Source organism: Corynebacterium tuberculostearicum (assembly GCF_013408445.1).
GTDB lineage: Bacteria > Actinomycetota > Actinomycetes > Mycobacteriales > Mycobacteriaceae > Corynebacterium > Corynebacterium tuberculostearicum.
Map to the genome: position 1 here is coordinate 670711 of NZ_JACBZL010000001.1, position 16403 is coordinate 687113.

Genomic DNA, 16403 nt, shown 5'->3' on the forward strand with positions numbered 1-16403 from the left:
ATTAACTTGCTCAATTTTCCATGCCAACGCTTTCTCAGCTGTCGGGAACCGCTAGAATCGGTCAGGTTGAATCATGCCACCGATAATCGCTAGAAAGGTTGACTCCCGGTGCCAAATAATCAAAAGCGCGGCGAAGAGGCGCTGAGCAAGCTCGAGCGCGAGCTGAAATCCCGCGAACGCAAGCAAAAGGCACGCCCGCTCGGCGTTGTTGCCGCCTCCCTCGTAGTAATTCTCGCCCTCGTCGGCGGCATTTACTTCTTGTCCACCCGCGAAGGCGACGATGAAAACGTACAGGCTGAGGAGTCTTCCGCAGCTGAGACCTCGCAGGAAACCCCACAGGCGCAGCCCATCGCTGACAAGCGCGCTAAGGCCCTGCCGGATACTGTGACCTGTAAGTATGAGGACAACGGGCAAGAATCCAACGGCGCAAAGAAGCCGAACGGCAAGGATATTTCCACCAAGGGCACCGTCACCGTTTCCTTTGAAACCAACCAGGGCACCATTGAGATGGAAATGGACCGCGCCAAGGCGCCATGTACCACCAACGCTATTTCTGAGCTGGCCAAGTCGGGCTACTACGACGACACCGTCTGCCACCGTATGACCTCGGGCGGGCTCAACGTGCTGCAGTGCGGCGACCCCACCGGTTCCGGTTCCGGCGGTCCTGGCTTTAGCTTCGCCGATGAGTACCCCACCGACGAGGTTGATGAGAAGGACGCACAGAACCCCGTTGTCTACCCGCGCGGCTCCGTCGCCATGGCCAACAGCGGCCCAGACACCAATGGTTCCCAGTTCTTCCTCAACTACGACGATTCTGAGCTGGCCCCGAACTACACCTACTTCGCCACCATCACCGACAAGGGCATGAAGACGATGGATAAGATTGCCAAGAACGGCGTCGAAGGCGGCCAACCAGATGGCAAGCCTGCCAAGGAAGTCAAGATTAAGAAGGCAACCGTCAAGGCTTAGGCGGCAGAAAAGCCCTGCTTGGCGACGCCCCCTCTTAGCTCCACCGCACCACACCCCCCTAACGGGGGCGGGCACAAAGCCCCGGCCAATCACCACACAGCTCGTGGACGAATGCGCCGGGGCTCATCCTTTCCTTAAATTATACTGAACCCGATTATGAGGGTTAAGCTGCAGAAACAGGAGAACACTAAAATTCCTCTAGATCACAAGAATCACAGTAGTAAACACGCAGCACACAGCGGGCTTTCAGCTAGTTCAGCCAGTGAGCAAAAACCTGCCGATACTGTTGCGGAAGCCTGTCAGCCTGTCTAGTATTTGAAACGTCTTTGAACACACCAAGCTTGTTAGGAATCAAAAAATGAAGCTTTTCTCCCGCAAGGCACTCGTTGCTGGCGCAACCGCTCTGTCCATGACCTTTGCTGGCACCACTGTAGCTACCGCTGCTGAGTCGACCACCCAGTCCACCACTGCTAAGCCGACCACCACCAAGCCAGCTGAGCCGGCTGAGCAGGGTTCCTCCCTCAAGGACGCAGATCCAAAGGAGATCAAGGCTTGGATCGGCGTTGTCACCGCTATTATTGGCGCTTTGGGCACCCTGTTTGCTTTCGCTAACAAGTACCTCGACCTGCCTTTCGGCAACAAGTAAAGTCACCGCTTCATAGCGATTCTTAAGCCGCTGCTTCCCTAAGTGGAATGCAGCGGCTTTTTCGTGCGCTCTTGGGTAAAGGGAGCCTACAGATGACCTTTGCGCTTCTGGCCAAGCTGTGAGGTGCGTCCTAAGAGTCTTTAGCGTCTTCGATGTATTCGGACCCCACGAGGTCTTTAAAAAGCTCTGGGTCGATGGTTTGACCGACCTTGATGACGGAGATGTGGCCCGTAGGCTCCAGGATCATTATCTGCACGTCTTCCATGCGGCTAATGCCGGCTCTACGAGCCGCCGAGTAGATATCCGATTCTGTAATGTGAGCCAGCGTCAGGTTATCTTCAACCATCTCACCGCTAAAGACTAAAAGGATGGGACGACGGTCCAGAAAGCGCGTCCACTTCACTACCTTGCGAATGGTACCGAAGGCAGCTTCGAGCGCCATCAGCGTGGTCAGGCCGATGACGCCGGCGGCAAGGGTCGGTGGATTGCCCACGATGACACGGCCCGCGACTGCGCCAAACATAATAATGATGATGGCATCTGAGGCCGTCATGGACGTAAGTACGCGAGAGCCGAATACCTTCACCAAAACCATGAAGGATAGGTAGATACCCAAAGTCGCCAGCACGACAACGGGAATACGGTGCCATTCAATACCCAGCTGATAAGTAATCTCGCGCAGGAAGAGTTCTAGAGTGTCCACGACTGCTTAGGTTACCCGGCAGCCGCTAGACATACAGAAAAGGCGGAGCGTCACTCCCCTGTTCAGGAAGAGCCGCTCCGCCTAGTGCTGTGCTGTCCTAGATGTGGAACTGCTTGCGCAGGTCCTCAATCATCTTGCGCGCTGGAGCAGGAAGAATCTGCGGGTTCATGCCCACAACCGCAACGCCAGCTACCAGCGCTGCAACGATGGCGAATACTGCGCCACCCACGGAAGAGCCGTTGGAAGAGAAGGAAGAGCCCTTTGGCGCAGGCTTAGCTCCCGGCTCTTCGGAGCCCTCGCCGCTTACCTCGATAGGCAAGGTTGCCTTGGTGCCTGCGTCAGTGGTGATTTCGAGGTTCTGCTTGCCGCTCAGGTTCTCTGGAACGGTGAGCTTTACCGTTGCGCGACCGCGCTCACCAAATTGCGCATCGCCTTCCTGTGCGGCGTTGTCGATGTCTACGGTCTGCTCAGCGTCGCCCAACTTCACGGTTGCCTTCTTCGCCATCGGCTCGCCCTCGGTGGAGTAATTGAGGCTGGACAGGTTCACCGTGATTTCCTCACCCGGCTTCACGTCCCCCTCAATGTGTGCACCGATCTGGCCCTGGCCGGTGCGGACCTCCGATTCACCCGACTTGATGTAGTCGATCATGGCCTGAGTGTCCATGTAGCCCACATCGTTCTTGTCCTTGATGGAACCAGCGTTGAAGTAGCCGTCACCGCCTGCTTCTTCATCACTGGAAGCAAGGAAGGAAGACAGCGCAATGGAGTAATCCTTCTTCGGATCAATTGGCTCGCCATTGATAGTCACGGACTTTACGCGCTCGCCCTTGCCGGCCTTCTGGTCGTAGACCACCTGGACGTTATTGGAAATCCCCATGGCAAGGCGTGGACGGCTTCCCTCCTGCCACTGGTTGTCCAATGCCTTGATGAAATCTTCACCAGAAATCTTGGCGGTAATCACGGAGTTGCCAAAAGGCTGTACTTCAAAGATGTCCTTGTAGGTAACATCTCCGCCCTTTAGGTCGGCACGTACACCGCCGGCGTTCATCACACCGATTTCGATATCCTTGCCTACCTGCTTGCTCATGGCATAGCGTTGGCCTTCTGCGATGAAGTTATTGAGAGTGGATTCTACGCCATGGTTGGAACCAGCCTCTGCGCCTTCGTCAGAGCCACGGAACAGGTCTTGCTTCACATTGCCGGCTGTCTTAGAACCTTCAACCTCGGCTTCCTTCTGTGCCTTCTCAACGAGGTCCGCAATCTCGGCGTCCGGCTCAACATCGGCAGCATCCGTAGCATCGTACTGGCTGAGTTTGATGTCGGTTACCTTCTTGGCGGACTTGTCAAAGGTGATGTCGACGTCGTTAAGCAGCTTGCCATACTCATGACCCTCTGCCCACTGCAATGGAAGGGCACCTTCGCGGGGGATTTCGCCCTTGGTGCGCTGGTGGGTATCGCCGCCGAAGAGCACGTCTACGTCTTTATTGAAGCCCTCGGCATAGTCTTGGGCATCCTCGTGGAAGAGCGCGACGACGACGTCCGCCTCGCCAGATTCCTTCAGGCGGGTGGCCTCTTCATTCGTTGCCTTTACTGGGTCCGTGAAGGTAACGCCCGGGATCTTCGCCGCGGATACCTTGTACTTGGTATTTTCCGTCACGGTTCCGACATAACCCACTTTGACGCCGTCCACGTCTTCAACGTGAGAAGGCTCGAGCAAGGGTTGACCATCCTTAAGCACGTTTGCGCCCAGGATGGGGTACGTAGAGTTCGGCTGAATGCGCTCGGTGAGATCCTCGGTGCCCTTATCGAACTCGTGGTTGCCCACCGCTGACACCTTCATGCCCATCTGATTGAGAGCCTCAAGGGTGTACTTGTCATCAGAAATTGCAGATACGAAGGCGGAGCCACCCACGTTATCGCCCGAGGAGGTCAGGTTGAATTCCTGACCCTCATTTACCTGTTTAATGAGGGTCTGCAGACGAGCTACGCCGATCTCATCACCGGCCTTGGCTGGGTCACCAATCTTGTCTTCCAAGTGACCGTGAATATCGGTGATATTGGTGACGGAGATGGTGGTCTTGTTTTCCTGTGCCACCGCCTGCGCGCCGGAGAGAGCAACAGCGGAAACGGTAGTGGCGGCCACAAGCTGGCCGATGCGACGGAACTGCATTGAAGTACTCCTAGATAGTAGAAAGCGACAGGATAATTTATATCGCTTCATAATTTATATCGCTTCGCTAACTACTTGGCAGGAGAAATCAAGCTTGCTTGCTGGAGTTTTACCTTGCAGCAGTCAAGAATTCACATACAAGTAACCTCCCCGATGCCTTTGCATTGCTTGCCCCGCCCCTCCTTGAGGGTGGGGCACAGCGCCTTAGGCGGTTACGCGGTAAACGTCAAAGACGCCTTCGGTATTGCGCAGTGTGGTCATCAAGGTTCCCAATTGCTTGGTATCCGAAACGGAGAATGTGAACCTTACCGTCGCGATATGGTCATCGCCCCGATTCGAGTTCATGGTCAAAACGTTGATGTTCTGATCGCTCATTACCCGAGTGAGCTCTGAAAGGAGGCCCTGACGGTCGAGGGCTTCCAATTGCAGCGTCGCCGAGAAAGCGCCCGTTGCGGAGGTACCAGAAGACCAGGCCACCTCCAACATGCGCTCTGGTTCTGCCTTGAGCTTTTCCGCATTGGTACAGTCGGCACGGTGCACGGATACCCCGCCGCCTCGAGTGACGAAACCAAAAATGGTATCACCTGGTACAGGCTGGCAGCATTTGGCGAGCTTTGCCATCACATCTGGGCTGCCTTCCACCAAGATGCCGGTGCCCGATGCCGAATCTTCGGTGTGCTGGGCACGGGAGTGCTCAATCTCAGAAAGCGGCGTGCGCGAGGCCAGGGTGTCGATGGCATCATCTTGGTCGCCAAACATGGCAACCAATTGGTTGGCAACGTGTTGAGCAGATACGTGGCCGGCCCCGATGGCGGTATACAGCGAATCGACGTCGGTGTAGTGCAGCTGTTCCGCTACCTGCTTCATGGAGCTGGCAGTAAACAGGCGGTGCATAGGCAGGCCGCCGCGCTGAACTTCGGTCGCTAGGGCATCGCGACCGGCTTCCAAGTGTTCTTCGCGGCGTTCCTTGGCAAACCACTGCCGCACCTTGGTCTTGGCTCGAGCAGACACGAGGAAGTCTTGCCAATCGCGGGACGGACCAGCATTGGGATCCTTGGAGGTAAAGATCTCCACCTTGTCGCCGGACTTTAGCTTCGATTCGAGCGCGACGAGCTTGCCATTGACCTTGGCACCGATACACCTGTGCCCCACCTCAGTATGTACTGCGTAGGCAAAGTCCACTGGTGTAGAACCGGCAGGCAGGTTCACCACATCGCCCTTGGGGGTAAAGGCGAAGATCTGCTTGGCGGTCAGGTCGTAGCGCAGGGAGTCGAGGAACTCGTTGGGATCGGCGGCCTCCTTCTGCCAGTCCAGAAGTTGCCGCATCCACGCCATCTGGTCCACTTCTTCCTGGTGGCCCGAGTTCTTGCCCTTGGTTTCTTTGTAGCGCCAGTGAGCAGCCACACCGAACTCAGCGTTATAGTGCATCTCGTGGGTACGTACCTGGACCTCCAAGGTAGCGCCACCATCTGCCAGCACCGTGGTGTGCAGCGACTGATACACGCCGAATCGCGGCGAGGAAATATAGTCCTTAAAGCGCCCCGGCAATGCCTGGTAGATCGAGTGGACCACGCCGATCGCGGCATAACAGTTATTGACGTCCTCGACCAAGATGCGGATTCCTACGAGGTCGAAGATCTCCGCGAAGTCGCGGCCGCGCACAATCATCTTTTGGTAAATGGACCAGTAATGCTTTGGTCGGCCCATAACCTCGGCTTCAATGCCGTTTTCCTTCAGCGCCCCGCTGACCTGGCTAATGATCTCTTTCAGCGCGCGATCGCGCGAGGGGGCACGATCTGCCACCATCCGTACGATCTCGTCGTACTTCTTCGGATACAAGATGGCAAAGGACAGGTCTTCCAACTCCCACTTCACGCTGGCCATGCCGAGGCGGTGAGCTAGCGGCGCGATAACCTCGAGGGTCTGCCGCGCCTTCTTAGCCTGCTTTTCGGGCGGGAGGAACCGCATGGTACGCATATTGTGCAGACGGTCGCTGACCTTGATGACCAGGACTCGGGGGTCGGTGGCCATGGCGACAATCATCTTACGAATGGTCTCGGCCTCTGCGGCCGAGCCCAGTGCCACCTTGTCCAGCTTGGTCACGCCATCGACCAAGCGAGCCACCTCCGGACCGAAGTCTCGGGTGAGGTCCTCTAGGGAGTACTCAGTATCCTCCACGGTGTCGTGCAACAGTGCTGCGACGATAGTGGTGGTGTCCATACCGATCTCCGCCGCGATCGTCGCCACGGCGAGCGGGTGGGTGATATACGGTTCTCCGGATTTGCGAAAGACACCCTCATGGAGCCTCTCCGCGGTGTCATAGGCGCGATTGAGTAGATCAACATCGGCCTTGGGGTGAAACTTGCGGTGGATGGACATCAACGGGTCCAGCACCGGATTTACCTTCACTCGACCGCCGGTAAGCGAACGAGCAAGGCGAGCCGACATGCTGCGCATTCCGCCGCCGGACTGGCGCTTTACGGGTTTGTCCATGGCCAAATCTACCGCCCTTCACAGTGCCACGGGCCTTGTGGCCTCATGTCCAACTAGATCGTTCGATCTAGCTTAGGCATCCCATCTTAGTCTGTGGCATTCAACACAATGAGCGGTGGGCCGGATAAACGCTCACGACCGTTGAGCCCCTTGACTTCCAGCACCACCACATTGCCAGCGACTTCGGCACCTGCTGACTCAAGCAAAAGCTTGGCACCGTGGAGGGTGCCACCGGTGGCCAGGACGTCGTCGACAAGCACTACGCGCTTGCCCTTGATGTCAACGCCGCTGGCTGGAATCTCCAGCGCCGCAGAACCGTACTCCAGCTCGTATTCCTCGGTATATACCGGTGGGGGAAGCTTGCCCTTCTTGCGGATGGCCAAGATGCCTAGGCCCATCTTGTAGGCAACGGCCGAACCGAGGAGGAATCCGCGAGCATCCAGGCCGCCGATCATATCCGCGCCCAATTCCTCGCAGGCGGCCGCCAAGCCGTCCACTACGGTGCGAAATGCCTCTGGATCCGCCAAGACTGGGGTGAGGTCCTCAAAGAGGATGCCCTCCTCCGGGAAGTCTTGAACGAGGCGAACCTTATCCTTGAGTGCCTGTGCTGCTGATTCGTAGTGCGAACTCATAGTCTTCCTTGAGAAATAATTGCGAGAGGTTTTGAACGCCCGATATTCGGGGCCTATTCCGTGTCCGTTGGGGCGGTGCTGTGCCAGCGATCCATATTCCAACCGATGCCCGAGACGCCAGTGTACGGCAGGACGCCTTCCACGTCGCGGCGGACGAGGAAGACGCGCGGCTGCGCGGAGAGAGGAATGGATGGTACATCCTTCCACAGAGCCTCTTCTGTCTTCTTCAGCTCCGCAGAGTTCTTCATGCTTGACTCCACAGTGGAATACTCCGTCTGGGGATCGACCGGGCCGAGGAAGGCATCGACGGTAGGCGCCCAGGTTTCCGGATCCATTTCCAAGTAGTGCTGGGACATGAACTCCCCAGACGCGTCCTCGATGGTGATACCAGCCGGCTCACAGGATGCACGGAGTTGTTCCACCATGGCGGCGTAGCGTTTGTCTGGCCCCAAATAGCCGACCTTGATGGTCGTACCGTTGAGGTCACCGGCCTTAGCCAAATCCGTGCCTTGGTGTTCCTTGCCCACCTTGTCTAGACCGCCGGCGACTGGGTTGGTCGCGGAGACGGTACGCAAGTAAGCCGGTGGCACCTCCACACCGGAGGCCGCTGAGCTTGCTTGCGCAACCGCCTGCTGATCGACGCAGGCCGCGAAGCTCTCGCGCGCCCACGGCTCCGCGAATACTCCAGCTTCAGATAGCGTGAGCGTATCCGTTAGCTCGCCGACCATTGGAGTGACCTCATAGGGGGACTCCCCTGCCTCATCCTTCGTGCTGTCCAGCCAGTCAGGATTTTCGCTTGCGGCATCGACTACGCGCAACGCGCCTTTATCTGCGAGCTTCTGTGCATCAGCCTCCGAAGGCCAGACCACAACATGATCTTCCGCTGGGGCGTCTCCGAAGTACTTTTCGTTTGCCTTGAGAATAACCTCCCCTTCGTCGCCTACCTTGTCAATGACATAGGGTCCGAAGGAGACCTGCAGCTCGGGATCTAGTTGATCCTTGGCCACGGAAAAGCCATAGCGCCATTCCTTAGCTACCGGCGCAAGCGCCTGCATGTCTTCTACTGCCAGGGCGGCGTTGAGTTCCTCAATGCTCAACCCGGATTTCTTAGCCAGCGCATGGGCCGGCATGACCGTGCCGGCGCCAAACATGTGGCGCCAGCGCTGCCCCTGATCCTTGTTAAAGGTCAGGGTGAAGGTTTTGCTTTGGGGCTCACAGCTAAATTCCGAGATGTCATTCATCAACGGCATATGGGAGGCAAATTCAGCTGGATGAGTACCGGCCACATACGTCAACAAGTAATCATCGCAGGTAACAGGAGTGCCATCGGAGAATACGGCGTCCTCCTCCAAAGTGAGCTGAACGCTGCGCTGGTCGCTGCCGGCAACGGGCGGAAGCTCTTCAGTTTCAACCAGATCCGCATTGGGAATTAATTCGCCAGAGGGACCGGGCACAAAAAGCCCCGGATAAAGCCGCGTAGACAGCAGTCCGGCGGAGGTAGCATCACCAAAAGACGTGCCAGCATTAGTGGTGGCCAAGCGGGAATTAACCTGGTAGCCAAAGTATCCATAGGATTCTGGCTCCTGGGGAGCACTAGAGGTGTCCTCCTCGCCGCCCTGCCCGCTACAGGCAGAAGCAGCTAGAGCTAGAGCTGAAACGCACGAGGCAATGGCCTTCCTTCCCCAGTGACGATTTCTAGAACTGCTCTTTGATTTAAGCACCGTAATTTGCCCTCACTTCAGCTACCGCTTCGCCAAAATTTTACTACCGCAAGCTACCGGCCCGGGCGCCAGGTTGCGCCAGGTTGCCCAGTGGACTCGGACGGATCGTCTTCGATCTCAGCCGGGGTGGACTTTGCGCTCACTGGTGAGACCACGGTGCGACCGGAGGATGCTGCGCCGGATTCTACCGCTGCATCCTGGTCCTTGCCGGCACGGTAGTCCGCGACCCGCTTGTTGTGGCGCTTGATCTTCTTGGACATGTTGGCGAAGGTCACGACCAGCGGCGTAGCAAAGAAGATGGAGGAGAAAATGCCCTCGACCACGCCGATGAGCTGGATGAGTGCCAAATCGCGGAGGGTACCGATACCCATGAGCCACACGGCGACCACGAAGAGCGCGATGATAGGCAGCGCAGAAATTACCGAGGTAGAAATCGAGCGCATGACGGTCTGGTTAATAGCCAAGTTTGTCAGCTCAGCAAAGGTCTTCTTGCGCTGGCCCTCGAGGCCTTCCGTATTTTCGTTGATCTTGTCAAAGACGATGACCGAGTCATACATGGAGAAGGTCAGGACGGTAAGCAGACCAATAATGACGGCCGGGGAAACTTCGAAGCCAAAGAGGGCGTAAATACCGGCGATGATAACGCCGTCTGCAATCAGCGCGATAATCGCGGCAAAAGCCATGTTCTTCTGCAAGCGAATGGCCACGTAGACGGTCGCGGCTACCAGGAAGACCAGCATGGCAATGAGCATGCGCTGGGTAATAGAAGAACCCCAGGATTCGGATACCGTGGACGAGCCAATGGCATCCGGGGTGGCCTTGCCGTTTTCATCCTTCGGCTGGAAGTTGTCATAGATAGCCGCGCGGGCCGCATTCACGTCCTCTTGGCTCAGGCGCTCAGAAACGATTTCCAAGGTCTCGGAATCGCCAGCGCCCACGATGTGAACCTGCTCGGGTTCTACACCGGTGGAGTCTTCGAAGACCTGGCTTACCTCGTCTTCCTTGAGGTCGCCTGCCGGCATCGACAACGTGGTGCCGCCTTCGAAGTCAATCGAGAGCGAGAATCCACGAATAAGGATTGCGGCCACTGCGGCCACGATCAACGCGGCGGTGATGCCGTACCACAGCTTGGTGCGACCGATGAAGTCATAACCGCGCTCGTCCTCATAGAGGCGGTCCATCCGGGAAATTTTGTGCTTAGTCGAAACAGCCATGCTTATTTCTCCTCATCTTCCGCAGCATCTACGGGACGTGCGGTTCCTGCGGCAGAATCTCCTGCCGTTTCCTTGGTGGCTGGCTCCTTTGCACTCGCGGATTCAGCAGCGTTCGCTTGACGACGTCCCGATCCGAAGTAGCCGCGCTCACGGCGCTCTTCCACCAGTGCGTAGATACCGCCGAGGCCATTCATCGAAGGTTTAGCGGCAGCCGGACGGCGGCCGACCATCTGCATCAGTGGTGCCATGACCAGGAAGGATACGACTAGGTCGAAGACCGTGGTCAGGCCCATGGTAAAGGCGAAGCCCTTCACCTCACCGATGGCGAGGAAGTAGACCACAACAGAGCCAATCAGGGTCACCGCGTTACCGGTCACAATGGTGGCACGCGCGCGCTCCCACGCCTTTTGTGTAGCGGAGCGGAAGGTGCGTCCCTCGAGGAGCTCGTCCTTGATGCGCTCGTAGTAGACCACGAAGGAGTCAGCGGTTGCGCCCACACCGATGACCAGACCGGCGATGCCGGAAAGGTCCAGCGAGTAACCGATCCAGCGGCCCAGCAGAACCAGGGAGCCATAGGTCAGTACGCCAGAGGCAATGAGGAAGATGAGGGATACGCCGGCCAGCGCGCGGAAGTAGTACAGCGAGTAGGCCATCACGAGTACCAGGCCAACAAGGCCTGCAATGAGGCCGGCCTGCAGAGCGGCCTTACCCAGTGTTGGCGGGATGGACTCTACGGTGCCACCCGGCTCGCCATTTTCACCTGCGAAGGACAACGGCAGTGCGCCGTACTTCAGGTTATTAGCCAGGTTTTGTGCCTCTTCCTGGCTAAAGTCACCAGTAATGGAGGTAGCAGAACCGACTGGGGTTGCTCCCTGAATGACCGGTGCGGAAATAACCCCAGAGTCAAGGGTGATGGCTACCTGGTCCTTCAAGTGTTCCTGCGTCAGGTCTGCCCAGGTCTGAGAACCGTTCGGGCCATCACCGGTCTTGAAGGAGAAGTTGATCTCCATCTGGCCGGACTGACCGTTCAGGCCGCCTTCGATCGGAGAATTGGTATCGATCTCGTTACCGGTGAGGCGGGTGCCGTTTTCGTCCTTGATGCCATTGAGAAGCGGTGCTGGCTCCAGAACGTACGGGTTGCCCTTGGAGTAGTCACAAGTAACAAATGGCTTGGCAGGATCATCGGCGCCGGCCAGTGGATCGGTGCTGCCCTGGCAAGTCATCAGCGCGGAGGCTGCAGCCTGGGTGGTCGGGTCCTCGGACTGACGATCCTTCAGCAGCATCTCCGTGACTTCATCACGGCGCTTAGTCTGCTCGATGGAGTTGCTTGGCTCCTCAAGCGGCTTGGCGCTGACCTTAGGAGCCTTCTGTTTCTTTGGCTCCTTGCCAGTCATCTGGGCTTCTTGCTGAGCGACGGCCTTGGTCATCTGCTCCATCTGCTTATTGGCCTCCTCTGCGCTCAGTACGTCGTACTTCACCCAGCGATTGGCCATATCTTCCAGCTCCTTATTGAGCTTTTCCATGTCCGGCATGGAGGGCTTAGCCACCGGACGGAAGAACAGCTGCGAGGTCTGGCCCACGGCCTGTGCCTGGGAGGCGTCTTCACCTGGCACGGTAATGACCAGGGTATTGCCGTTGATGACAACCTCAGAACCAGAAACACCCATGCCGTTAACACGCTGTTCCAAAATGTTGCGTGCTTGCTTGAGCTGGTCTTGGGTGGGTTCCTCGCCTTGCGGCGCCAGCGTTACGCGGGTACCGCCCTGCAAGTCAATGCCAAGCTTTGGAGTGCTTTGACGGCTACCAGTTAAAAAGATAAGCGCATAGATAACAACCACAATGAGACCGAAGAGCGCGATCGCACGCTTCGGCCATTGGCGTTTGCTATTTTTCATAGCGCCACGGGATTTTGCGGACAACGATAATCTCCTGTGCTGCTTATAACAGGGTGTTTAAACATTAAATACGGCCCCGCCATACGGCGCAGGCACGTCAACAACGCACAATCGTACGTCATCAGGCGGAGTTTTCCTTAACGAGGGCCGGAAAAGGCCCAAAGTGTGACGGGGTCTACGCTCCGCGAAGGCCCCACCTACCTAGCAAACATTAAGGTAACTCTTAGGAAATGGCGGGCTATTTCTTCTCCTCGCCGTCAAACGGAGGGTATTTCTCATCTGGCAGGTCATCTGCCGCATCATTCTTCTCTTCCCCAGCAGCAGGACGGGCCAGGTCATTGGCCTCTTGTTCGGTGCGAATGACGGCCATCTTGTCAAAAGTAACCACCACGCCAGGGGCGATTTCTAGATCCACATCCTTGTCGCCAGCGCTGCGCACCACGCCGTGCACACCGCCCGCCGTAACGATGGCGTCGCCCGGCTGCAGGGAATTCTGGAGGGCCTGCATCTCATTTTGGCGCTGGCGCTGCTTTCGCATGGCCATAAACGAGGGAACGACGAAGAGGATGCCAATAATGATGAGAATGATGATTTCCATAGCACCCTAGTGTGCCAGACGGCGATGCACACAGAAACCCCAAGGGGACATCGCCAAGCAGGCTAGCCCTTGAATTAAAACAGCCCGGCCGCGCCCTCCGGCGGGGTAAGCCCCAGGTGTCGCCATGCTGCAGCGGTAGCTACACGGCCGCGTCCAGTGCGCGCAACCATCCCGGCACGCACCAGGTAAGGCTCACACACCTCCTCGACCGTCGAGGGCTCCTCGCCCACTGCGATGGCCAGCGTGCTCACGCCAACCGGTCCACCGCCGTGCCCCTTAATCAAGGCATTGAGCACCGCCCGGTCGAGGCGGTCAAGTCCCATGTCATCTACGTCAAAGACTTCGAGCGCTCCCTGGGCCGCGCTGAGATCAATCAGGCCGGTGCCATTGACCTCGGCATAGTCACGCACGCGGCGCAGCAAACGGTTAGCAATACGCGGGGTTCCGCGCGACCGAGAGCCAATTTCTACCGCCGCATCGTGGTCAATTTCCACGTCCAAGATGTGGGCGGCGCGCTTGATCACCTGGGTGAGATCGGCCGTGTCGTAGTACTCCATCTGCGCGGTGAAACCGAAGCGGTCGCGCAATGGGCCCGTGAGCATGCCGGCACGCGTAGTCGCGCCGACCAAGGTAAAAGGCGGGATCTCTAGCGGAATGGAAGTAGCGCCAGGCCCCTTGCCCACAATGACGTCAATGCGGAAGTCCTCCATTGCCATGTACAGCATTTCTTCTGCTGGCCGGGCAATACGGTGGATCTCATCGATGAACAAGACATCGCCTTCCATCAGGTTGGAAAGCATTGCGGCCAAATCACCGGCGCGCTCCAAAGCAGGCCCAGAAGTCATACGCAGCGAGGTGCCCAGCTCCTGGGAAATAATCATCGCCATAGTGGTCTTGCCCAGGCCCGGCGGACCTGAAAGCAAAACGTGGTCGGGCGTCACCCCACGGTTCTTTGCCCCCTTAAGCACAAGGGAGAGCTGCTCGCGCACCTTGGGTTGGCCGATAAATTCCTCGAGCGACTTTGGACGCAAGGAGCGTTCAATATCATGCTCCTCGGAGTGCGCGGTGGCATCCACATCGCTATTGCGTTGGGTGGCGTGCGCCGCGTCGACGCCCTCAGGGAGATTGAACTCGGTGCGCTCAATATCGGACATGATTTTTCAGCCTTCCTGCCGGTTATTTCTTCTTGCCCAGCTGCGCCAGCGCCGCGCGCAAGAGAGAGGACGTATCGGCATCGGGGTTGTCCGCGTAAGCGGATTCCACTACGGGACGCGCTCCCTTATCGGTAAACCCAAGGCCAATGAGTGCCTCAGTCACGCTTTCTACCACGGCACCACCGGCCGGCGCGACGGCAGTATCAACGGAACCTGCGGCGGCGGGCTCGCTTGGCGCAAAGGCCGCTACCTTATCTTTCAGCTCCAGCGCCAAGCGTTGGGCCATACGCTTGCCGACGCCCGGGATAGACTGCAGCGCCTTCACATCTTCCGCGCCAATTGCCGCAGCAAGCTCCCCTGCCCCCATTACCGACAGCGCCGCCAAGGCAAGTTTAGGCCCTAGGCCGGACACGGATTGCAGCACGTGGAACATCTCGCGGTCTTCATCAGCGCTAAAGCCATAGAGAGTCAGAGAATCTTCTTTGACCACCAAGTTAGTCAGAACCGTAGCCTGTTCCCCGCGACGCAAGGTGCCCAGAGTTTTTGGGGTAGCTAAAAATTTGTACCCCACACCTGCACAGTCGATAACCCCATGGTCGAGTCCAATATGGATTACCTCTCCACGCAGTGCAGCAATCATTGGCTTCCTATCCTTCCACTCTCAGTAAAATTCCCTAGCGCTTCTTGCCCTGGCCGCGCACGCCGCTGGTCTTAGCACCAAGCCCGAGACCGGTATGGTCCATCCGCACAATGGCCGGGGCACGCCAGCAGTGGCAGACTGCCAACGCAAGAGCGTCGGCGGCGTCGGCAGGCTTGGGCGGTTCAGTCAACCCCAGAATACGGGTAATCATGGTGGTCATCTGCTTCTTATCCGCGCGCCCGTTTCCAGAGATGGCCTTTTTCACCTCGGACGGGGTGTACATGTAGACCGGAATATCGCGTTCGGCGGCAGCTAGCACCAGCACACCAACTACATGGGCCGTTTGCATGACTGTGGACACCTGGCCGCGTTCGAAGACGCGCTCGATCGCAACCACATCTGGCGAATAGTCATCCATCCACTCTTTCGCCGCCACCGAAAGGCGCAGGAGGCGCTCCGTCAAGTCCTTATCGCTAGGGGTGCGCACCACACCGACAGAAACAGGAAGGATTGCTCGGCCACGACCAGCCTGAACCACGGAAAGTCCGCAGCGCGTCAAGCCTGGGTCAATTCCCATCACGCGCATTCCTTCTAGGTTCATCTCTCCCCCATTGTCATGTTGGCACCACTGTGCACCGCCTACTGCCCCATTATGGACTACACACAGGTGTTCTACAAGCGTAGCATCCAGCTGTCACATAACGAAGCGCCGGCAACGTCTCCTGGGCTATACCCACGGAGCGCTACCGGCGCTAAGAGCCGTCCTTGCGGCGAGGTGGTTAGTCCTCGTTCAGCTCGGCTAGAACCTCATCGGAGAGATCCATATTGGTGTAGACGTTTTGCACATCGTCGGAGTCTTCCAAGGCGTCGATGAGGCGGAAAATCTTCTTGGCGTCATTGGCCTCCAGCGGCACCTCGACAGACGCACGGAAGTCATTGTCGGAGTCATCGACCTGAATGTCGGCGTCCTTGAGCGCGTCCTTGACTGCCTGCACGTCCGTCGGCGCGCAAACAATCTCAAACTTCTCGCCCTGGTCCTTGACCTCTTCCGCGCCTGCTTCCAGCACGGCCATCAAGACGTCATCCTCCGTTAGCTCGCCCTTTTCTACCAAGACGTAGCCGGTACGGGTGAACATGTAGGCCACAGAGCCGGACTCACCCAGGTTGCCGCCGTTCTTGGACATCGCGGTACGCACGTCGGTCGCCGCACGGTTGCGGTTATCCGTTAGGCACTCAATGAGCATGGCTACACCGTTCGGGCCGTAGCCCTCGTACATGATGGTTTCCCAATCGGCGCCGCCGGCCTCTTCACCGGAACCGCGCTTGCGAGCACGCTCAATATTGTCATTGGGGACGGAGGCCTTCTTGGCCTTCTTGATCATGTCATCAAGGGTTGGGTTAGCCGCTGGGTCACCACCGCCGGTACGAGCCGCCACTTCGATGTTCTTGATCAGCTTGGCAAATTCCTTGCCACGCTTGGCATCGTTGGCAGCCTTCTTATGCTTGGTAGTTGCCCATTTCGAGTGGCCTGACATGTAGTCCCTTTCTAATCGGGTGCTGAAACTGGT

General features: G+C 57.7%; 14 protein-coding genes. 2 read left to right on the forward strand and 12 right to left on the reverse strand.

The genetic code is table 11. From position 1 onward, the window contains the following. Positions 1-108 precede the first annotated feature (108 nt). Positions 109-969, forward strand: coding sequence for a peptidylprolyl isomerase (locus BJ985_RS03160; RefSeq protein ID WP_179386572.1), 861 nt, complete (start codon positions 109-111; stop codon positions 967-969). A 358-nt stretch (positions 970-1327) separates the two neighbouring features. Then, a complete protein-coding gene (locus tag BJ985_RS03165) occupies positions 1328-1615 on the forward strand; it encodes a hypothetical protein (RefSeq protein ID WP_179386573.1) in 288 nt (95 codons plus the stop codon). Positions 1616-1745: 130 nt separating this feature from the next. On the opposite strand, the gene BJ985_RS03170 is transcribed toward BJ985_RS03165, so the two are convergent. The 12 genes from BJ985_RS03170 to BJ985_RS03225 all read right to left on the reverse strand — a co-directional run bounded on the left by BJ985_RS03170 (position 1746) and on the right by BJ985_RS03225 (position 16370). After that, positions 1746-2318, reverse strand: coding sequence for a DUF421 domain-containing protein (locus tag BJ985_RS03170; protein ID WP_179386574.1), 573 nt, complete (start codon positions 2316-2318; stop codon positions 1746-1748). 97 nt (positions 2319-2415) lie between these two features. Next, positions 2416-4488 (reverse strand): bifunctional metallophosphatase/5'-nucleotidase, encoded by a 2073-nt coding sequence (locus BJ985_RS03175; RefSeq protein ID WP_179386575.1) that lies wholly within the window; start codon positions 4486-4488, stop codon positions 2416-2418. A gap of 204 nt (positions 4489-4692) precedes the next feature. Beyond that, positions 4693-6981, reverse strand: a complete 2289-nt coding sequence (locus BJ985_RS03180) for a RelA/SpoT family protein (RefSeq protein WP_179386576.1) — start codon at positions 6979-6981, stop codon at positions 4693-4695. An 86-nt stretch (positions 6982-7067) separates the two neighbouring features. Then, positions 7068-7613: an adenine phosphoribosyltransferase gene (locus BJ985_RS03185; RefSeq protein WP_005324978.1), complete on the reverse strand. Its 546-nt coding sequence runs from the start codon at positions 7611-7613 to the stop codon at positions 7068-7070. 53 nt (positions 7614-7666) lie between these two features. After that, positions 7667-9151: an ABC transporter substrate-binding protein gene (locus tag BJ985_RS03190; RefSeq protein ID WP_236587091.1), complete on the reverse strand. Its 1485-nt coding sequence runs from the start codon at positions 9149-9151 to the stop codon at positions 7667-7669. 236 nt (positions 9152-9387) lie between these two features. Continuing rightward, positions 9388-10548 (reverse strand): protein translocase subunit SecF, encoded by a 1161-nt coding sequence (gene secF / locus BJ985_RS03195; RefSeq protein ID WP_179386577.1) that lies wholly within the window; start codon positions 10546-10548, stop codon positions 9388-9390. 2 nt (positions 10549-10550) lie between these two features. Beyond that, positions 10551-12443: a protein translocase subunit SecD gene (gene secD / locus BJ985_RS03200; protein WP_179386578.1), complete on the reverse strand. Its 1893-nt coding sequence runs from the start codon at positions 12441-12443 to the stop codon at positions 10551-10553. Between the two features lie 238 nt (positions 12444-12681). After that, positions 12682-13041, reverse strand: coding sequence for a preprotein translocase subunit YajC (gene yajC / locus BJ985_RS03205; RefSeq protein WP_150851480.1), 360 nt, complete (start codon positions 13039-13041; stop codon positions 12682-12684). A gap of 74 nt (positions 13042-13115) precedes the next feature. Next, on the reverse strand, positions 13116-14195 hold the full coding sequence (gene ruvB / locus BJ985_RS03210; protein WP_179386579.1) for a Holliday junction branch migration DNA helicase RuvB: 1080 nt from the start codon (positions 14193-14195) through the stop codon (positions 13116-13118). Between the two features lie 22 nt (positions 14196-14217). Continuing rightward, positions 14218-14835: a Holliday junction branch migration protein RuvA gene (gene ruvA / locus BJ985_RS03215; RefSeq protein ID WP_179386580.1), complete on the reverse strand. Its 618-nt coding sequence runs from the start codon at positions 14833-14835 to the stop codon at positions 14218-14220. A gap of 34 nt (positions 14836-14869) precedes the next feature. Then, on the reverse strand, positions 14870-15436 hold the full coding sequence (gene ruvC, locus BJ985_RS03220) for a crossover junction endodeoxyribonuclease RuvC (RefSeq protein WP_040425252.1): 567 nt from the start codon (positions 15434-15436) through the stop codon (positions 14870-14872). 178 nt (positions 15437-15614) lie between these two features. Continuing rightward, entirely contained in the window at positions 15615-16370 is a 756-nt protein-coding gene (locus tag BJ985_RS03225; RefSeq protein ID WP_150851185.1) for a YebC/PmpR family DNA-binding transcriptional regulator, read from the reverse strand. Positions 16371-16403 lie beyond the last annotated feature (33 nt).